This window comes from Nitrospirota bacterium, assembly GCA_015233895.1.
In the GTDB taxonomy this organism is placed as follows: domain Bacteria; phylum Nitrospirota; class Thermodesulfovibrionia; order Thermodesulfovibrionales; family Magnetobacteriaceae; genus Magnetomonas.
The window spans coordinates 38,484-58,230 of record JADFXG010000002.1; the positions used below are offsets into that span (position 1 = coordinate 38,484).

At 43.5% G+C, this 19,747-nt stretch carries 25 protein-coding genes; all 25 read right to left on the reverse strand.

What is annotated here, in order from left to right; all coding sequences use genetic code 11:
* Positions 1–10 precede the first annotated feature (10 nt).
* The gene (locus HQK88_02320; protein ID MBF0615634.1) at positions 11–727 is read right to left on the reverse strand and encodes a hypothetical protein; all 717 of its coding nucleotides are present in this window, start codon (positions 725–727) and stop codon (positions 11–13) included.
* A 4-nt stretch (positions 728–731) separates the two neighbouring features.
* Complete coding sequence (locus HQK88_02325; GenBank protein MBF0615635.1) at positions 732–1,361, reverse strand: hypothetical protein; 630 nt, start codon at positions 1,359–1,361, stop codon at positions 732–734.
* Position 1,362: 1 nt separating this feature from the next.
* Positions 1,363–2,670 (reverse strand): HEAT repeat domain-containing protein, encoded by a 1,308-nt coding sequence (locus HQK88_02330; protein MBF0615636.1) that lies wholly within the window; start codon positions 2,668–2,670, stop codon positions 1,363–1,365.
* 16 nt (positions 2,671–2,686) lie between these two features.
* On the reverse strand, positions 2,687–3,592 hold the full coding sequence (locus HQK88_02335; protein MBF0615637.1) for a sulfite exporter TauE/SafE family protein: 906 nt from the start codon (positions 3,590–3,592) through the stop codon (positions 2,687–2,689).
* Complete coding sequence (locus HQK88_02340) at positions 3,589–4,746, reverse strand: hypothetical protein (protein MBF0615638.1); 1,158 nt, start codon at positions 4,744–4,746, stop codon at positions 3,589–3,591. The genes HQK88_02335 and HQK88_02340 overlap by 4 nt, the downstream gene beginning before the upstream one ends.
* A gap of 2 nt (positions 4,747–4,748) precedes the next feature.
* Positions 4,749–5,813, reverse strand: coding sequence for a hypothetical protein (locus HQK88_02345; protein ID MBF0615639.1), 1,065 nt, complete (start codon positions 5,811–5,813; stop codon positions 4,749–4,751).
* 1 nt (position 5,814) lies between these two features.
* Positions 5,815–6,291 carry a hypothetical protein gene (locus HQK88_02350; GenBank protein ID MBF0615640.1) on the reverse strand — a complete coding sequence of 159 codons (477 nt, stop codon included), beginning with the start codon at positions 6,289–6,291 and terminating at the stop codon, positions 5,815–5,817.
* A 2-nt stretch (positions 6,292–6,293) separates the two neighbouring features.
* On the reverse strand, positions 6,294–6,986 hold the full coding sequence (locus HQK88_02355) for a LemA family protein (protein ID MBF0615641.1): 693 nt from the start codon (positions 6,984–6,986) through the stop codon (positions 6,294–6,296).
* A 1-nt stretch (position 6,987) separates the two neighbouring features.
* On the reverse strand, positions 6,988–8,769 hold the full coding sequence (locus HQK88_02360; protein MBF0615642.1) for a trypsin-like peptidase domain-containing protein: 1,782 nt from the start codon (positions 8,767–8,769) through the stop codon (positions 6,988–6,990).
* A gap of 12 nt (positions 8,770–8,781) precedes the next feature.
* Positions 8,782–9,003, reverse strand: coding sequence for a hypothetical protein (locus HQK88_02365; protein ID MBF0615643.1), 222 nt, complete (start codon positions 9,001–9,003; stop codon positions 8,782–8,784).
* A 155-nt stretch (positions 9,004–9,158) separates the two neighbouring features.
* Positions 9,159–9,827, reverse strand: coding sequence for a tetratricopeptide repeat protein (locus tag HQK88_02370; GenBank protein ID MBF0615644.1), 669 nt, complete (start codon positions 9,825–9,827; stop codon positions 9,159–9,161).
* Positions 9,828–9,840: 13 nt separating this feature from the next.
* Entirely contained in the window at positions 9,841–10,227 is a 387-nt protein-coding gene (locus HQK88_02375) for a hypothetical protein (GenBank protein ID MBF0615645.1), read from the reverse strand.
* Positions 10,224–11,114, reverse strand: coding sequence for a cation transporter (locus HQK88_02380; protein MBF0615646.1), 891 nt, complete (start codon positions 11,112–11,114; stop codon positions 10,224–10,226). Before HQK88_02380 ends, HQK88_02375 begins: the two co-directional genes overlap by 4 nt.
* Positions 11,115–11,461: 347 nt before the next feature.
* Positions 11,462–12,049 (reverse strand): LemA family protein, encoded by a 588-nt coding sequence (locus tag HQK88_02385; protein MBF0615647.1) that lies wholly within the window; start codon positions 12,047–12,049, stop codon positions 11,462–11,464.
* Complete coding sequence (locus HQK88_02390; GenBank protein ID MBF0615648.1) at positions 12,039–12,719, reverse strand: EcsC family protein; 681 nt, start codon at positions 12,717–12,719, stop codon at positions 12,039–12,041. Before HQK88_02390 ends, HQK88_02385 begins: the two co-directional genes overlap by 11 nt.
* Before the next feature lie 16 nt (positions 12,720–12,735).
* Positions 12,736–13,638, reverse strand: coding sequence for a magnetosome biogenesis CDF transporter MamM (gene mamM, locus HQK88_02395; GenBank protein ID MBF0615649.1), 903 nt, complete (start codon positions 13,636–13,638; stop codon positions 12,736–12,738).
* A complete protein-coding gene (locus HQK88_02400) occupies positions 13,611–14,555 on the reverse strand; it encodes a PDZ domain-containing protein (GenBank protein MBF0615650.1) in 945 nt (314 codons plus the stop codon). Before HQK88_02400 ends, mamM begins: the two co-directional genes overlap by 28 nt.
* Positions 14,556–14,557: 2 nt before the next feature.
* A complete protein-coding gene (locus HQK88_02405; GenBank protein MBF0615651.1) occupies positions 14,558–14,716 on the reverse strand; it encodes a hypothetical protein in 159 nt (52 codons plus the stop codon).
* A 36-nt stretch (positions 14,717–14,752) separates the two neighbouring features.
* Positions 14,753–16,093, reverse strand: a complete 1,341-nt coding sequence (locus tag HQK88_02410; GenBank protein MBF0615652.1) for a hypothetical protein — start codon at positions 16,091–16,093, stop codon at positions 14,753–14,755.
* Between the two features lies 1 nt (position 16,094).
* The gene (locus HQK88_02415) at positions 16,095–16,340 is read right to left on the reverse strand and encodes a LapA family protein (GenBank protein ID MBF0615653.1); all 246 of its coding nucleotides are present in this window, start codon (positions 16,338–16,340) and stop codon (positions 16,095–16,097) included.
* Positions 16,341–16,489: 149 nt separating this feature from the next.
* Positions 16,490–17,560, reverse strand: coding sequence for a rod shape-determining protein (locus HQK88_02420; GenBank protein ID MBF0615654.1), 1,071 nt, complete (start codon positions 17,558–17,560; stop codon positions 16,490–16,492).
* 49 nt (positions 17,561–17,609) lie between these two features.
* Positions 17,610–18,128 (reverse strand): hypothetical protein, encoded by a 519-nt coding sequence (locus HQK88_02425; protein ID MBF0615655.1) that lies wholly within the window; start codon positions 18,126–18,128, stop codon positions 17,610–17,612.
* Between the two features lie 211 nt (positions 18,129–18,339).
* The gene (locus tag HQK88_02430) at positions 18,340–18,480 is read right to left on the reverse strand and encodes a hypothetical protein (protein MBF0615656.1); all 141 of its coding nucleotides are present in this window, start codon (positions 18,478–18,480) and stop codon (positions 18,340–18,342) included.
* A gap of 102 nt (positions 18,481–18,582) precedes the next feature.
* The gene (locus HQK88_02435) at positions 18,583–19,254 is read right to left on the reverse strand and encodes a hypothetical protein (GenBank protein ID MBF0615657.1); all 672 of its coding nucleotides are present in this window, start codon (positions 19,252–19,254) and stop codon (positions 18,583–18,585) included.
* 181 nt (positions 19,255–19,435) lie between these two features.
* The gene (locus HQK88_02440) at positions 19,436–19,711 is read right to left on the reverse strand and encodes a DUF1640 domain-containing protein (protein MBF0615658.1); all 276 of its coding nucleotides are present in this window, start codon (positions 19,709–19,711) and stop codon (positions 19,436–19,438) included.
* Positions 19,712–19,747: the final 36 nt, after the last annotated feature.

Consider the following 19,747-nt stretch of genomic DNA (forward strand, 5'->3'; position numbering starts at 1 on the left):
GCTCTTTCACCTAACCCTGAGTCTCATCGTAGCCAGCAAACTTTGCATCCATGCAGTCACGGTATTTCTTTTGTAAATCAGCTATTTTACCCAGATTGATAATCCTCTCGCCCTCCAAAACATTCACCCGGCGCACTGAAGACTCTAACTTACCGGCAAATCTTTCCAGCTTTGACTCTAAAAATCCAATGTCGCCAACAAGGTCAGCCTTTTCGCTCTCAAGCTCTGAAATCCGCATCTTTGCCAACTCAAGCTCTTTAACAGCCCTTTCAGTTTTCACTTTTAAGTCATGAATTGAAACCTGTGCTGCGTTTCTTTCATTAACCATATACTCCACCTCGGCCATCAACTGGCTCTTGGCCGGAGTTTCCTCACGCATTTGCTCAATCAGCGCCTCACGCTCCGCTTTTTCAAGCCTGAGCTCTGATATTACACCTTTTGCGCTTTCAATATCACGCACCAGTGCCGCATTGATGGAAAGCACCTCGTTTAACTCTGCCTCCATTTTTACCAAAGAGACCACTATTTCCTTTACCGTGTTCCCAATGTTAGGTGAGGCTATATCTTCATTAAGCAGCTTGAATATGTTTAACTCTTTCGTCTTAAAAAATCTCTTTGCTACCGGACTCATTAAAGCGTCCCCGCCATTTTCAACAGTTACATCATTACTGTGGGCATCTGTTTCGCTCCTCTGCTCTGGCTCCTCTGACAAGTATAAGTTCTCCATGGTTTCACCTTTTATAATATTTTATTTTAAAATTTCTCTCCACTGTCCTTATCCCTGAGTGAAGACCTTGCAATGCGTCGGCAGTCCACTTAAGCCGTTCGTGAAGAAACTCCAGGTCTTTGTGCTTGCTTGAAATCTTTTGTTCTGCCTCTTCTGTCTTATCTTTGAAAGTCTCAATCTCCCCTTTTGTAAAATCAAGCTCTATGAGGCTTGCACCTATGTCGTTTATTTCTTTGTTGAGTTTATCCGATAACGTATTGTACTTTTCCATCAACTTAACCTTTTCTGACTCTAAGAACTTTATTTCAGAAGCTAATCTGTTTTCCTCAGAAAGCGGCGGCAGGTTTTTCCTCTTTATCGCTTTAATCTTCTCGTCGTACTTTTTAGCCTCTTTCTCTTTTACTAAAACCTCATATTCAAGTTTTTTGATTTCCTTTTCCATATTGTAGTTCATGTCTTCAAGAGTCTCAACCTCTTTAGCAAGTTCCTTCTTCTCACTGCCAAGGCTTTCCGAATAAGCGTTTAGCTCCTCCTGATTTTCAAGGATTTTAGCTATTGCGGCATCCCGGATACTCTCAGAGCTGAAATAACCGTCATCAGACATTATGTCGTAGTTCTCTTCATCCATATCCATCCTACATACCCTCTCCTGAAGTCTCTGATTGTTCGGCAGCTTTCACTGAAGCACCATTAGAAACCGATTCGGCCACTAACGGGGACAACTCCAGCGTCTTTACCCCCTGCCACCATCTCCTTAACTTATCTATCTCCGATGCAAGCACATCCCCTGTGAGATCAACATTGAAAGACACATACTCGCCGGTTATTGTATTTATGGCTTCAAGCGCCTTTTCCCGTATGTCGCGTGATTCATCGGTAAGAGTGCGAATAAGGGGTGAGACGGCTGACTTGTCTTTTATCGTTGAGAGGGCTGTTATGGCCGACTTTTTGACTCCCTCATCTCTGTCGTGAAGCGCTTGTACAAGGGCTGGAACAGTGTCTGAGGAGTCTCTCCAGCCAAGGAATGTGGCCGCTGTTTTTCTGACCTCCTGGTGTTCATCCTTAAGTGCATTTAGCAGCACCGGAATTGCGTTATCGTCTCCGGCAAGCTTGTAAAGCCCCCGCAAAGCTCCCACTCTCACTCTGAAATTTGAAAACCTCGCAGCCTCTTTTAAAAACGGGATAGCAGAAGTGTCGTCCAGATTTATAAGCGCATTTATTATGTCTGAAATAAGGTATGGATTTTTGTAGCCTGCAGCCTCTATCAGTATTGGCACGGCTGCCTTAAACCCAAAGCGTCCAAGCTCAGACACCGCCATTATCTTTATTTCCATCTCAGAGTCAAGAATGTCCCCGGCAATTTTAGCAAATATCTCCCGTTCAGAGTCCGTTAAAAACTCCTTGCTCCTTATTGCACGCTGTATGGCTGCCTCTACGGAGGCCGCTACTTTGCTCTCATCCGGTTTACCTTTTTTATTTAACGAGCTGGTTGCAGATTTTGATTGGTGTCTCTGCGCCTCTTCCTGGTTTTCAAGCTCTTTGAGCTCTGCCTGTCGGGTTTTTAACCGCTCTATCTCACGTTCGTAGTCTTTAACCTGTCTGACAATCGCCCCTATGCTTTCCGATTCGGCATCCTCTCCCTCAGCACTAAGTCTCCCGACCTCAGCGTAGAGTTTCTTTACTTTACCCTCGTAATCTTTAATTTTAGCATCAAGGCTCTTTTTCTCACCCGGCTTTGTAAGTCTCAGAGAAGAGAACATATTGTCCGGAAACTTTGGCAGAGCTGGCATTCTGGGCGTAATGTTGACCACAGAGTTTGCCGCTTTTGAGACAAGGTCTGCCGTTGTGTCGTACATGTTTAAAATAGCAGAGCCGCTTGCGTTTAACGCCCTTGCAAACCCATCAAGTATAGATGATTTCCCTTGTGTTGATTTATCGTCCATTTAGTATATACCTCCCTTACCTGAGATTCAATAACAGTTTCAACGCCATGAAAATTAACAGAAAAGCTATAATCTTTTTTATAACTTCACCATTGGTACGTTTTGCAGCCTTTGCGCCAAAAAGAGCGCCCAGTATTGTTCCAACTCCTATAAATATAGCGTAATCAAAGTCTATTGTGTGAAACCCTATAAAGGCCAGCACGCCAAAGAAACTGGTTATCACTATAATGAAGTGGCTGGTAGCGGCAGCAACGTGTATCGGTATGCCAATAAAGCCCATCAGCGGCACGTGCAGAAGGCCTCCGCCTATTCCCAAAAGCCCCGAAAGAATACCTACTATAAAACTTCCGCCAAACCCGACTGAAAGATCCGGCGCATACGTGTGCGTTTGCCCATATGAGTCGTAAAGCACTCGTTTTTTGGGACGCTCCAGGTTTTTTTCACAAATCAGCGAAAAATCCTCCATAAATATCATACTGTAGGAAAGCGCTATTAATAAAACAGAAAATATTACAGAAAACACAAGAAAATTCAACGCTTGTGTCAGAAACGCTCCTATTATCACACCCACAACAGCTATCACTGAAAACTTCACTCCAAGCTCGTAATCTATTCGTTTTTGATCTATATAGGAAAACGTACCGGAAAGCGCATTTAAAAACACCACCGCAGTAGAAGTACCTATTGCGTGCTGTGGCGTAAACTTATAAAAAATCAACAGAATCGGCACCAGTAAAAATCCGCCGCCAGCCCCTATCATTGTGCCTAAAAATCCCACAAAAACCCCAACTACCACTACCTTAAGCACATCCAGAAATCCGTCAAGCGTCAGGTGCTGAGGCACCACAAGCACCCTCGCACAGCCCGTGATAAGCATGATGAGCACAATAACCGCTGCTAATTTTAGTATCGTCTTTCTCAAGGCTGTAATAACTCACCAAAAATATTTTTTATATCTAAAAGACAACTCTCATACCTATCCAATATGGATTTCAGAGCCTTATGGTTAAGCTGCAAAAACTCCTCTATTGGCACACTAAACTCTGTCAGCCGCTCTGTTACCCCTATTTCAAGCTCCCTGAGAGAGACCTCCTCTTTAAAAACCCTAAGCTCCTCCTGTTTTGCGTTATGTTCGTTTACGGTTTTTTCATAATCAGAGCCTACCATGCTGTATTGTTTTATCTGAAGTTCGGTTTGTTCAATTTTCTCTTCCTCTTCAGCCTTTGTGCTTTCAAGTACCGCGATTGCTTCTGTCATTGAATCCTTATTCGACAGGAGTTGTGCAACCGCCTTTTGTAACTCCTCTATAGTTTCATAGCCGGTTATCTCAGCTATCTCCTGTTCAAGATGTTCTTTCTTTGTAGTAAAGTTTATGCGCCCTTGCTCAGCCTTATCACGTACTACCGTCCGTGCTGAAAGTATCTCTGCGCTTTTTGTTATTTCTTTGATAGCCGTGTCGGCTGCTTTTTGAATTTCAGTTGTCGCTCTTTGTGCCTCATCCTTATACCGCTGTAGTTCTTTCATATTCTCAAAAGCCGGTATTACGGATTTTTGAAAGGCAAGGATTTCACGTAATTGTGCTGTTTCAGCGGTTAGCTCATCAAACCTCTTTTGGGTCTCTGAAACTATATTTTCAGTACGGGTTTTCTCAGCAGATATTTTTTCGTGTGTCTGCTTAAGATGTTTAGCTTTGCCCTCAGATATGCTGACCTCTTTCTTAAGATTAAAAATCATAGCATCACGGTCTATCAGCTCAGCGGCCTTCTGTTCAATATTAGAAAACTTTTCTATCTCCCGGTCTAAGTACTCTTTTTCTTTGGTAAGATGTGCAATTTGGCCATTCATCTCCGTGGAAAGCCTGTCGTGCTCTTTCAGGGATTTCACGGTTTCTTTGTTTTTAAGCTCTGCTCTTTCAATTCGCTCCTTATAGTAGTCCAGTTCTTTGGTAATTTCATGTATCTCGGCTTCTAAGTTAGCCTTACGCATTTTATGAACAACATTTTCGCCAAAAATCCCTATCAGCCGATGAATATCCTCTTTTGTATAGGTTATGTCCTGTTCCACGAACTTCCCCATAGTTATATCCTCAATATATTTATAGTTTCTTCAAACAGCTTTTCCATCGTCTCTATTTCAGCCTCTATGTACTTATTTTCCTGAAAATACGACTTAATCCCTTTAAAGACCCCCTCGTTGTCTCTGATAATTAACTCGATTCTCGCCTTTTCACGGTTCAGAGCGCCTATCTCATTGATAAAATCCTTCAACTCTCTTTTCAGATTTTCTGTCTGAAGTTTCTTCTCTTTGTTTTTTGCTTTTTCAGCTTCTAACTTAGATGTTAACTCCTCTTGTGTACTGTTCAGTGATTCAAGTGAGAACTCTATCGCCCTCTTTTTGGCTGCAAGCTCCGTTAATTCTGTTAATAAGGTCTCCTGCTGCTCAATATACTCCTTAGACTCCTGACGCTTTTTCTCTAAAGATGCTAACTCTTTGGTTAATGACTCCACAGTGCTTCTAAGCTCAGGTAATATACTTTCGTCTTCACTAATTTTTGCATTAACTGAAGTTGTCTCTTCAACTATATTGGCTTGTTTTTCAGTCAGAGCTTGAAGCTCCTTTTCCATCTCTGCTTTCTTAACAAATATATCCGAAACATTTTTGATTTCTGAAATCTCAGAGGTAAGCGTGGCTTCCTCTTTCTCTAAGCCCGCAATATCTGACTTAAATGTCTCCAAACGCTCGGCACCATAAGATATTACCTCGCCAAAACTGCTAATCTCAGCTTCATAGGTTTCTATGGATTTAACTGCATTTTCTGACCGTTCTTTTAACTCCCGTATTTCAGTCTCTTGTCTTGCATACTCCTCAGCAACCTTGCTCATAGAACCAATGGAGGACAGCCTCTTTCTATAGATAAACACATCGGTTTGAAGAGACTTAACCAGCTTTTCACGGGAGGAATTTTCCACCACAGCTTCTTTTATGCGTGTCTGTCCATTTTCATTATCAGCTATCAGGCTCAGGAGCTTTGCCATCAAGTCCTTTAGCTTAGCCTTGTACATGACACGATCCTGTATGAGCTCATCAGCCTCTTTTGAAAACATCTCAATATTCTGAAATTTTATCTGGTTTTGATTTTCCATGTTATATGCCCTGCATTAGCTTTTCCCATTGATCCTGAAGGCGGTTTAATTTCTCCTCAATGTTTTTCTTTTCCTCAAGTGCGGAGGAGAGCTCGGCCTCAGCGGTGGTAAGTTTGTGTGTTAAATCTTTAATCGTATTTTCAAGCCCCTCGACCTTTGATGTATCCATTATTACAGCTTTTAATTCCTTTTTCAGCTTTTCATTTTCCAGCTCAAGGCGCTGAACCTGCTGTCCTTTTATAATGGTAATTATATTTTGCAGATTTTCATCAGACTGAGTCCTTACAGAAGCAAACACATTCCTCTTTTCATTTAAAACTGTCTCCATGTTTGTCACGGTATCGGCAAGCTTTTCCAGAAGAGCCAGCCTGTGGCTGTCATCCAAGGTTTTTATCTTAGTCTTTAATGCAGTTGCAGTATCCGACATTTCTCTCTCTCTCCCTGTTCCGTTAATTTCTGTTTTACACAGTTTAACCACTACTATTTAACCCCCGGAGTAGTCTTTGCCCTTACCACGGACTCAAAAACCGGCATTTCCTTAAATCTGAAAACGAGGTTAAATATATTACCCGGAAACATCTTTAATCTTGAGTTGTAATAGCTTGACACTTTGTTATAGGCAATTCTCATTTCCACTATTTTTGTCTCCGTGTCGGATAGCTCCTTTAGCAAAAGAGTGTATGCCTCGGAGGACTTAAGGATTGGATAGGCCTCAGCCACCGCTTGAAATTTAGACAGCACAGAAAGATCATCAGCCTTAAGCCCCTTAAGCTCTATCGTCTTGTCCAGGGATTTTACGGCAGCCCTTACGTCTGAGACATGGGTAAACACATTCTGCTCATAGTTCATGTACTTATTGGCTGTTGCAACAAGATTGGGAATCAGATCGTTTCTCCTTTGCAACTGCGCCTCTATCTGAGCTCTTTCCATTACCACATTGAAGTAGTTTATTGTAAATGTATTGTAGTAATACACGGCTGCGGAAATAACAGCCATTGTAAGAGCAAAAATGGCTGTCTTAATAGCTGCCGGCTGCCGGCTCCACAGAGCCGCATATATTCTGCTAAGGCCATGTTTGTTTTTTAAAGCGATGTTTGGAGCTTGCTCTATAAGTCCAAGCTCCGACGCATACACTTTCTTCAGTATCTGATTAATCTGATCTCTGTCGTTCATATTAGCCCTTGACGGTTATAAACATGGGCTGCCCTGACCTGATTATATCCAGCACAAACCCCTCCTTAACATTCACATCTCCGGTAATACCTACAAAAGAGAACATATCAGAAACCGGCTTATTGTTTATCGCGGTTATTATGTCGCCTTTGATAACTCCGGCTGCTTTCAGCACCCCTCCGGCATCGGAAACATAGACACCGTTTTTAACATAAGCTGAAAGAGGCGGCTTAATCGGCTCAACCTCCGTTCCTAACCAATCAAACTCTTTTATCGGTTTTGTCGCCTGTGTCATTTTAGGGAGAAACGGCGGCTCAGGGATTGTCTTCATAGTCAATGTTTTTCTCGTATCTCCGGTTGCAACTGTTAAATCAAACTTAGCACCTGCCGGTTTGCCCGCTAAGATGGTTTTAAACTCAGCAACATTAGCAAGACGCCTGCCATCCACCCGAAGGATAACATCACCGCGCTTAAGCCCTGCCGCCTCAGCAGGCGTTCCGGGATACACTTTATCCACAAGCAGGCCGCCCCTGTGCGGAAGGTTAAAGTGCGTTGCTATGACTGAGTCCACATCAAGCAAGAGTGCGCCAAAGAAGGGCTGAGTTGCCTGAGTATCTTGTTGCAAAGCTGCCGGAACTGCACCTTGGTTCTGTTTGTTGGGTTGAACCGCCAACCTGCCGCCTCCGCCAAACTGGCACAACTGCGGGTGACAGTCAAGGCACTTGCCTCTGTAGGGATGCGGCGGTGTTATCATCATGCCACTTGGAAGCTTATAGGAATTTCCTACCTGCTTGCCTTGCTTTGCCCATGCCACCATTTGGCCTCCAACCTGAGGCACTATGTCATTAAAATCCACCACTCCTGCCACAAGCTGAGAGGCCTCACTTACAGGAATAGCAAACCCAACACCTGTAAAACCTCCCGATGGGGAATAAATGGCATTACTTATCGCTATAACCTCGCCGGCAACGTTAACCAGAGGGCCTCCGCTGCTGCCCTTATTCAAAGCAGCATCCGTCTGAAACAACCCGTCGTACACCCTGCCGCCTACCGTAATGGAGCGGTTTTTGCTGCTGATTATTCCAACACTTACACTATAATCAAACCCAAACGGGCTGCCAAGCGCTATAACAACATCGCCTGTACGCACAGCATTAGAGTCACCCAAATCAGCGTGGGCAAAAGGCCCCTCGCCATCTAATCTAAGAAGCGCTAAATCGGCATCCTTGTTTACATTTACAACCTTAAGTTTATACTCTTTTCCGCCTCCGGGCAAATACACAGTGCCTTTCATCGTCTTTGCGCCATCTATCACGTGGTAACTTGTAAGCACATAGCCTGTAGGCTCAACAATTACACCAGAGCCTACCCGTGTATAAGTCAAGGGCTGCTGAATAGCGACAAGCTCAGGCACCTGAAACGCCACAGGAGTCTGAGGATTAGGCTCCAACACCACGTCTATGCTGATAACTGCCGGTCTGACCTTGTCTATGATATCATGATAACTGGTCTGCACCTGCCCCACAGGCTCCGTCAGTGCCACTCTGTCATAGGGGCTGGACTTTTTCAGCTTTACCATCTTAGAGACATCATCTGTTTCGAGGATATTTCTGACAATACCCCCCTCCTTGTAACTTTCGTAAAAAGCCCACGCTAACGTCAGTACTGCTAGTAGTACAAGGGTCCAAATCCACGGTCTGAAACTCTTAGGGCAGCTTGCACGCGGCTGCTCAAAACCGTTGCGGTTGTTGTTTCTGTATTTGCTCTCACTTGTGTCTGCCATGACCCTTATCTCCTATCTGTCGTTTCTGCCAGCATCATTGTTATCGCCGTTTTTCTCCATCATCTTAGCCTTAAGTCCAGTGTTTCTGATGCCTGCCATCAGGGCTACAATTCCGCCGACAATTAACAATATCGGCATAACCGCTAAAACCACATCCATCACATACCACTTGTACTTTACCACTCCCCACAGCCCTAAACAAATTGCTATCAAACCCATCACTATACTTGTCATAACTGTACGCTCCTTTTATTCGAGGTTGCATTCAATCGCCTAACTTCGTTAGCTTCGTCAAAAGCTCCTCAACGTACTAAAAGTACGCCTGCGTCGCTTTCTCATTGCCGCCTCGTTATGCTTCTGACTGCAACCTCGTAATTATTTATTAATATTTATTTAAATCCTTTTCCTTCAAGCTCAAGCGCTTTTTTGAAATACTTCAGTGCCTCCTCCCTCTGCCCCCTGCCCTCATACGCAAGCCCTATGCTCTGGTATGCCTTTATGAAGTTTGGGTTTAAGGAAATCGCATGTTGATACGCCTCTATTGATTTATCAAACTCAGACATGCTGTCATGCACAAGCCCTAGTTTGTAATATGCTTCTGCAAAAGACGGGTCTAATTTTATTGACTCACTATATGCGGTCAAAGCCTTTGCATACTCATCAATCATGTAGTAGGAGGTGCCAAGGTGAAAGAAACACTGGGCATCCGAGCGGTTTAGCACGGCAGCACGGCTAAGCATTTCTATAGCCTCGTTAGGGAGTCCCACATATACGAAAGCCTTACCAAGTTTAATGAGGGTCTCCAGATGCGTGCTGTCAACCTCCAGCACCTTTTTGTATGACTTTATAGCTCCCTCATAGTCGCCCCTTTGCTGCATCTTATCACCAGCTGAGATGTAAATATCTATTGCATCGGCGGGGTTTAACTGTGTCACATCGTTATAGACATTAATCATACCATCAAGTAGTCTTTTGCTGTTTGTGAATACAGTTTTCATAATTATCTTAAACTCGCTCAAATCCGGGTTTATTTTCAATTTCTTTATTGTATCTCTCATATATCTCCTCGTTTTATAATGTTGTATGTCCAATTATTATTAAAAGAACCCACACGATAAACATAAACTGCTGGGTATGAAGCAGCTTCATTTTGTTATACATCTGCGATGGTTTTCCCCAGTGCATGATGCCTCCCACCACACAAAGCCAAACTGTGACTAACATCGAGGTCTGAAGCAAAAAATTCCGCTCATCGGCATTATGGCCGTGAATGAAAGTCAGCAAAAGCCCCACAAGGTTCAGAGTTATATGCAGGTCAAGGTACGTGCGAAAGAATCTGGTTATCTCCGGAGACTGTCCTACAAGTTTTTTAGTAAGTACCTTTGCCGGATAGTAGGCATTTGCCACAATAAAAGCCACGGCTGCCAGCAACCCTAAAAAGTCGTTACTTATTCTCATGTAAGTTTCCACCACCTGGTTATAGGCACTGTTTTGACAAATACTTCATCAATACCCTCCACCTTATGTAAGACCATATTCCTGACATATCCCACAAGCTCCTGAGTCTCAAGCACAGTCTTAGAACTTAACACCTCAATCTCAAGCTCAACCGAGCACTTCTGTCCCATACACCGTGACCTTATTCCTTTGACGCCTTCAATGCCCTTTATTGACATACAGGTATTGGAAATATCCTGCAGGATGTCCTTATCCACGGCTACATCAATGAGGCCGTTTACTCCTTTCATAAACATCTCAACACTGATGTGAAATACAAACACAGCCACAACAAGAGCCGCTATCGTGTCAGCATACACATAGCCAAGCTTAGAGCCGATAAGCCCAGCTAACACGGCAACTGAGGTAAGACTGTCTGCTTTGCTCTCAGCGGCGTCAGCTAAAAGAGCCGGAGAGTTTAACTGCGTTGCCGCACACGTGTTGGAGGTGTACATCAACCAACCGTACAGCAAAGACAGCAAAGTTGCCGCTATGGCGGCATTTTCCGGTATCGGCCTTGTTCCTGTCTTAAAACTATGCAGAGCGTCTATTAAAATTAATACGGCACAGATAAATATAAACACGCTGGCCGACATCGTACTTAGATACTCAACCTTACCATGCCCAAAGGGATGCCCCTCGTCTTTTGGTTTACCTGCTATCTTTAACGCTATCAACACAAACACTGACGATATTGTGTCCGCTATCGAATGCACACCGTCTGCCATAAGCCCCTGGCTGTTCGTTGTCAGCCCCACCATAAACTTAAATATGGACATCGTAAAATTCCCGACAACACTCAGGCGCGGAGACCACTTACCGCAATACTCGCACTCTGGATATTTCATGCGACAGCGCTCCTTCTATAATAACTATTTACTTTAAAAGAGGAGATTGCGACGTCGCTAACGCTCCTCGCAATGACAGATAGGGAAAAGAACGAGATTACTACGTCGCTGTCGCTCCTCGTAATGACGGATAAGAAAACTCTGCCTCGAGCCGTCGTTGGACAATCCGCAAAGCTTCGAGCCGTCGTTGGACAATCCGCAAAGCTTCGAGCCGTCATTGGACAATCCGCAAAGCTTCGAGCCGTCATTGGACAATCCGCAAAGCTTCGAGCCGTCATTGCGAACCCCCGCAGGGGGTGTGGCAATCTCCGCTTTTCAAAACCAATTAACATACTTTTACAAACATCCTAATCAACCATTGGGACATGCTCTGCTCCCTCCTCCGATTTATAAAACTGCTTCTCATGAAAACCAAGATTTTTGGCAAAAATATTATAAGGAAACAGATATATATAATCATTGTACTCATAGACGGCCACGTTGTAGTTAGTTCTGGCATAGGCAATACGCTTTTCGGTAGCTGCCATTATATCCATTAGATACAAGAAAGGCCCTTTAGCCATAAGCTCCGGAGATCTCTCACCAAGGTAAGAAAGCACGCTTAAGAGACGCACTATTTCGCTCTTTGTCTGCTCCTGAGCCGCATAGTTTGTGCCGGTTCTGAGCAACCCGTTTAATTCAACCAAAAGGTTAAACAGTTTGTTCTCTGTCTCCATATACATATTGGCAGCCTTCCCGGCGCTTTCCAGCACTTGCAGCCGCCTCTGTTCTTCAGACTTGAGGTTATTTGCCGATATATCGTAAATATGCTCCTCATCCACCAACTGATTGTAGATAAACGCATGGACCAGAGACTTATAAAGCAAAAATATACCGACAAATGCTAAAAAATACTTTACGCTCAGATATTTTGATCTTAATTTTTTACTTATCATCTTTCCAGCTTATCTGTATGTTATCATTATCCCACACACTGAAATACTTCCGGGCATGGTTGCCAACTGTCATAGTTGACACCAGATTAAAGGATGCGCCAAGAGGCACGCCTATAAATGGTATAAATCTGTAGTATTTCTTTAAAAGCCTTGGTATAAGCCGCTCAGCAAACTCCACCGTGGCTACCTCAACACCCCTGTTGATGTAACTTTTTGCAATCTCATCCACGGCAGTTCTTAGCACTGAGGCAGCAGTGGCCTTAAAGGCCTGGCTTGAACCGGAAAACCCCAGCAGTGCCAGCGTTATTGCCTTTAGCTCATCCTCACCAAGTTCTACTCCGTACGCTGCTGATATGGCAAAACAGAGCTCTATCTGAATTCTTAACACCAGTGCTAAATCCACAAGAGAACCTGCAAGTACTGTCCCAATCGTCCCAATAATAGGGATTGTCATAGGAAGGGTCGTAAGCCCCCCAATCCCTGCCGCCTTATAAGCCGCCTTTTTCATAAGATTACCGGAAACGGTATAAGATAAATACTTTTGCGGTTTATCACCGCCCATTTTTAGATCAAACTCATCAATAAGTGCATTGACATCACTTTTAATGCTGGGCAGATGCGTGCCACTCAAAGTCAGCACCTTATCAAACCATTCGTATTTATCAGCCATGCCTTACCAAAACTCCCTAAAAGGCCTCTATGCCCATATTTATACCGCTTATGTTGCCTATCTTAGACTTTAACGTGTTTTCCACCTGCGCTCCTATCAGATAACCCTTATCAAGTGTATGGCTCTGATCCACTTTGATAATCATATCCACCCATATCCCGTGCCCAACCTTTCTGGCATTTACGCGCGCTACACGCCTTACGCCCGGCACAAGCATAGCAGTCATTTCCATCTCCTTGAGCACATTTTTGGGCAGCGACGAATCCATTATCCCTTTAAACGAATCGTTTAACATTCCGGCACTAAGCCTTATTAAATCCAACGTCTCTATCACTGCCACAAGCGGATCAACAAAGTAAAATCCATACCGTGAAAGCAGCACAGCACATGCTACAAATGCTGATGATACTGCATCTGAGTGATTATGTTTGGCGTTGGCTATAACTGCCGGACTTTTCAACTTTTCTCCCACACAGTACAGGTATGAGGAAAGTTTATAATTAGCTATCATTGAAATAATCGCAGCAAACAGAGCTATAAGCTTTGGCTTATAAACATGGCCAAGGTACGCATTCCAAATATCCTTTACCGAGTGAATCAATAAAAACAGAGTGCCTATGATGATAAGTATGCTTATCAGAAAAATTGAAACGTACTCTATCTTACCATGGCCATACGGATGCCCCTCATCGGCAGGTTTACCAGATACCTGAACACCGATAAAGACAACAAGGGAGGTCAAAAAATCCTTAAAAGAATACAAGGAATCAGCAAGGACGGCCTTACTTCCGCTAATAAAACCAACTACTGCCTTAAAAATGGCAAGAAAAAGATTGGCACTCACAGCAGTCCAACCGGCTGCCTTAGAGCAGTTGTAACACTCCGGATAGACTATATTATTTTGTGGCAGTTCGTGCATAATCCCCTGTTTCTGTGCGGACACGGTGTGCCCCATTTTATTGACGGCGGAGGTATGGGGAGAGCATCCCCTGCGTCCATGCCAAGAGTGCTTGTGTTTTTCGCTGACTTTGAAATAGAGTGGCATTTGTCACACGGGCCGTAGTAGCCATGCGGACTTCTCGACGTTGAAAATATCATGGGAGCCGCCTCCATCTGAGCCACGCCAAGCGCCTCAGACGACTTCACCGGTATTTTAATATCACCATTTTTCCTGTAAACTGTGACAACTGCCTCGTTTTTCATTGCAATCGCAGCAGTTGCCGCCTTAAACGAATGTAAGTCACTAACCGGCACATCGTTAACTGCCGAAATTACATCTCCTGCGTATATGCCCGATGCTGCGGCAAGGAGTGTCACCTCATCTATCAACACGCCAGTAACGTTTTGTGGTATGCCGTTAGCCTGTGCTAACTGCGGCGTAAGCGGCACAGCCTCAAGCCCAATCCAGTGTCCCTCTTGCAGAATTTTTTCAAGCAAGGCGGCATTTACCGCTGAGGGTGTGGTCTGCGTAGTGGTTGAGTTATCCGGGTTAACCGTCCAAAACATGTCTTTTGGGTCAACTTGCCAGCCGACTGCGGGTTTAGCAGAGTCTGTGCCCTGAGTGTCGGAGGGAGCGGACTGGTTATTGTAAGCAGGCCCATAGTTGTTAGCTCCCGGCACTGCATTAGGGTCCATCAAATCACCCTGACGATTTACAGGACGATTTAGGGCCGCAAGCGCCGGACTAACAGCGTTTTGCCGTACGTTTTTTATTAGTTCCTCCTCGTTCCTTTCCTTGCCCATAAATTTCTCCGGGCTAAAGATCAAAAGGTATCCGGCTGTAACCACTATAAGCAGCACGAGGATAAAGTTAATTGATTTCCACAAGTTTTTCACTCTTATGACTCCGCAGCCTTAGGCTCCAGCATCGCATCCAACTTTTCCCTTACTTTGTTCTTTAACTTTTCAAGAAAAGTCGGATTATTGCGCTTTACCACCTCATACGCTATCGCTCCGGCAAACACTCCAAGAAATATACCTATCATAGCCTTAGCCATTGTCGTTACCTCCTGTTAAGTATTTCTCTTCTGCCACTACCAGCTTTCCTCTGGCTTTACATCAGAATCTGGCTTTACATCAGAGTCGGACTCTGAGCCGGTTTCGCTGGCCTCTTCATTTGCCGTCTCTGTACTTTCTTCTGATGTGTCAACAACCGGCACTTGCTCCTCATCTGCGGCGCTGCCGGCAGTCTCCTCAGAAACAGGTACATCCCCGGGGACACTTACCGGCTCTTCTACCACAGGTGTTGTTACCTCAGACACTGCCTCAGCCTCTTCAGTGTGTGGCTCTGACGCCTCAGGCGCTGCCTCATGAACCGGCTTACAGCATGTTGGATAGAGCCTCTCTTGTCTTTCCTTTATTAGCTCGTTTAGTATCTCGTCATTATCCTTAAGTTGCCGCAGATACCCTGAGGCCTCTTTATCGCTATACAGGTCAGATAGTATCTGCCCCTCGTAAATCCTCTTACCAAGCAAAGTCAGGAGTTTTTCATTTTCTTTCTTTAAACGGCGTATATCATAGGAGATGATAACCCCTCTTGCCGAGCCTCGTCCGGCCCCTGCTGATGCCTTTGCAGCTGTGCTTGTTGCCTTAGCAAATGATTGCCCTGTTACTTTTGCCCCCTCGGCTATTGTTTTACCCATTGAAGCAAAGAAGCCGCCGATTTTAGAAACAGTCTCAGGATTTGTAGAAGCATCTACGGTGGCGGTAGTAGCCTTTGCGATTGCTTTACCCGCTTTGGATAACATATCCCCAAATCCAATGGATTCTGCGGCATCAACTGTAGCTTTTGCTGTTACGGTTGTGGCCTTAGCAATTGCCTTACCTGAAATCACAGCTCCCTCTGCCACAGTTTTACCCATTGATACAAAGAAGTCACCCATTCCCTCAGTCATACTTACAGCATAGTCGCCGAGGTGTTCCATCACATACCTGAAATCTCTATGTTCAACGTCTTCATCGAATCTCTTATTCTTTACTGTCTCTTCAGTAGTGGTCCGTTGATCGTCCGTGGGAGCCTCTGCCTCAGGTGCTTCAGTTTCTTGTGCCGATATCGGCTCCTCTGTTATTTCCTCAGTTGGCGCCGGCTCTTCAGCTTTTACCTCAGTTGCTGCTACAGGCTCCTCGGCTTTTTCCTCTGCCGCTACAGGCTTCTCTGTTATTTCCTCAGTTGGCGCCGGATCTACTGTAGTTTCCCCAGATACTGCCGTAGTGTCTTCTGCACTCACATCCTGAGGTTCTACAGGTATCTCATCCTCCACAGGGTTCACATCGGTATCTGCGTTTTCTTCTGCATTTACACTGTCATCGTTGTGCTCTTCAGTCATAACTGCCTCCACACCACTTTTTTTGTCATTCTTTCGTTTTCTTGGCATTTTATATCTCCGTTTCTTTCCGTTTTTTCAACTTTTCCTGCATCCTTTTTATTAACCAAAAAGACGCTATAGTTATGGTAGCTCCAAGTGCTGCGCTAAAAATTATAATCAAACTTAAATTAAAGTGGAAAGGATTTCCAAAGAAGACTTTAACCGGTACCTCCCTTTGATTCTGGTCAAGGAACACGACCACAAGAAATATCGAGATAGAAATCGGCAGAAATTTTAGTAATAAGAAATCTCTCATCGTGGCTCAGACCGACACGTTCATTACGCTGTGATAGAGTACATACAAGTTCTTAGACGTACATATGTATGTATGTATGTATAAGTGTCTCCTTACAGCACATGTCTTTGCCAAACCTCCCTAAACGGTGTTTTAGTTAATATTAATACTTATTTTTTCTTACTGCCTATCTCGTTCCAATACTCCTCGGGCATGTCTTTACAGAGCATCAGTGCGCCGTTTGCACCCGCAAAAAGAGTTTCCTCAATTCGGGTAACTTTGCCGTAGCCGAGATTTTTTTTCATATAATCTTCTATTTCTTTTTTAAGCCCCGCTATCTGGCTGCCGCCACCGGCTAAATACACATTTTCTTTGAGAATTCCCTGAAACTCCGGATCAAACGTAGCGATGAGTTTTTTTATCCCCTCGACTATCTCCGGCACTACCTCTCTGCAGGCCATCTTTAGCTCATTTGTAACATCATGCCGTTCCGGTTTGCCTTTTACTGGAATCTCTATAAAAATACTGTCGCCGTGTTCAGATATATTAGCGTTTTCCTCTTTAAATCTCTTTACCATATTTACTGTAAAATTAGCGTCTCCGTGCTTTTTCATAATCAGGTCGTAAAACACCGAATCAACGTAGTCACCTGCTTTAGTCGTTGTAATTTGGTCCTCATCGGAGGGCATTGTGCCGTGCATTCTGCATAGATCCACGGTGCCTGCCCCAATGTCAACAATAAGAACATTATTAAGCAGATTAAGCCCATAAGCAACCGCAAACGGCTCAGACACTATCATCACATCATCAAGAATTCCTGAGGCTATTTCAAGCAGCACTTTTTTGTTTTTTCTGCTAGCCATAGCTGGAGCACCAAGCACTCCTCTTACTATAAAGTCACCTTCAACATCGGTGCTGCCCTCTTTCGCTATCTCTATCAGATGCCTCAAAAGCTCCTTTGCCGCATCTATGGACTTCTGGTACTCTACATCTTTTTCCGTGAGCTCATCTGTGTATTTAAGCATTCCCTTATCAAATGGTCTGTAAAGCGTAACTGCCATCTTATTTCTCAATGCGTCATCGCCAAAGGCAATGTCTTTGCCAAGCAGCTTTTTTGATATCGCATCTTTAGGAAACCCCACATAGCTTGATACAAAAGTCCTTATACCGTTATCGCAGGCTATAACGCTTCTGGATGTCCCCAAATCTATTCCGACGTTTAACACATGTCTGTCAGACATTAACTTTCTCCTGTATGTTTTTTCTGAAACATTGTCTCTAATTTATACATTATTTCATCTCCGACCGCAGTTCTACATTTTCCATAACGATACTTTTCAAAAATGATTTCTTGGCATCCGCAAGTCTCCTCTTAGGTTGCTCAGCCGATTTAATCCTTCTATCCAGCTGTATTCCGTGGCTTTCTATATAAGCAAGGCGTTTCTCTATTGCCTCAAGACGCTGTTCTATGTTAGTGAGGCGCATACTCCGTCTGTTAATCAGTTTTTCTAAGTAGAGCAGGATTTCCTTAATCTCTTTGGATGCTTTACCTGTTAAGTCTTTAACAGGCTGCATGATGCTCTTAACTGGAGCAGCTATGCCTTTAATAGGAACGACGATTTTAGATATTGGAGCACCTACCGCTTTGCCCCCTCTTACCACATAACTATACACTACCAGCACAGAGTATTCCATAGAGGCGTATGTATAAAGCCAGGATTCGTTTAGTATCTCAACACTGCCGGAGACAGATGAATCCACCAGTTTTTTCAAATCCCCGCAATCCACTTTCATTTTCGGCAATTTCATATAACCTCCTTAAGTAATCCACCAATAATCCACCGTTTTTATACTTCTAAATACTACTCTTAAAGACACCTAAGCAAACTTGACCAGCAATACTACTAAAAACAAAAAAATAAAGTCAAGCAAATTTTAGTTAATTAATAATTTTAATTTATAAGTACCGTATCTATGCAATCAAGCAGTAAAACATAAACCGATAGTTAGAGTCAAGTATTTATTTTGCAAAACTTAGTACATTAGCTATAATGTCGGCAAAAGACGTAAGAACCTCCTCATCGGCAACGTCTCTTTTGTGTCCCTCACGCACATATATACAAATTACGCCAAAGAGCTTGTTTGCCACAACTATGGGCACACAGTAATGGCCATGCGGCGAAGCATCTTGATTTAAATAAATATTTTTTTAGCCAAAATATTTGGGAAAAACGACTATTTGAAAAAAACTAAATGTTGCAGCTTATCTGACAAGACCCAACATTTTGGAGAGAACATCGAGTGCGCGATTATTAGTTAAGATTATTGTGAAAAAAAGTATCAGGAAGTATAACTTCATCTCAAGGCGAACACTTTTAAATTCAGCATACACATTTTTAAACTCACCTTCTAGTCTGGCAATATCAGCCTTTGTATTACCTTCTAGTCTGGCAATATCGGCTTTTATATCACCCTCCAGTCTGGCAATATCGGCTTTTATGCTGCTCTCCAGCTTGACAATATTACCCTCCAGTCTGGCAATTTCATCTTTTGTTGCAAGTTCCAGTTTGGCAATATTACCCTCCAGTCTGGCAATTTCATCTTTTGTAGCAAGTTCCAGCTTGACAAACTCTGCTTTCGTAGCAAGCTCTAGTCTGGCAAATTCAGCTTTTGTACTGCTCTCCAGCTTGATAATATCGGATTTTGTAGCAAGTTCTAGCTTGATAATTTCGGCCTTTGTACTACCTTCAAGCCTGACAATATCGGCTTTTGTAGCAAGCTCATTAGACAACTCATCTTTAACTTCAGATTTATTTAACCTGGTGGCCTCAGAAAGATCCCGTAACGCCTCTGCTATCTCCTTTGCCGCCCTGTCCTCAAGGTCTGCACCCCTCAGCCGCTCATACATACGCAATGTGTCAAATGATACTGCCATATTTATATTCAATCAAAATATTAACAAAAAAAGCAATAGACAATTAAAAAAAATCATCAGTCAAAATATTTGCAAAGGCTATCCGCAACTAATTTGTTTTTCATGTCGGCTGCCTCAGCATACAATCTAGATGTATTTGAATAGGCAGCAGTTTTAAATCACTGGTTTTAAACACTGTCTTTTAATGCATAAAAAACGCCTTCATAACGAGGGATATAACACCGGCAAGCATTATTCCCATCATCCATTTGATAAGAGTAAGCTCACCTTCTATTTTGGTCATACGCTCATTTAGTCTTGATTCTATTCTGATCATATCCTCTACGGTTACAAGTGAGGCAACACCAGCCTCTTGAGCTTTTAAAATAGCTTCAGACAATCCTTTTGCCTGCTCATCTGAAAAGCCCGATACCTTCAATGTTTCAGCAAATCTTAATGTATCAAACGCTACTGGCATATCTGTATTATACAGCAATAAGAAAAATTTTTTCAA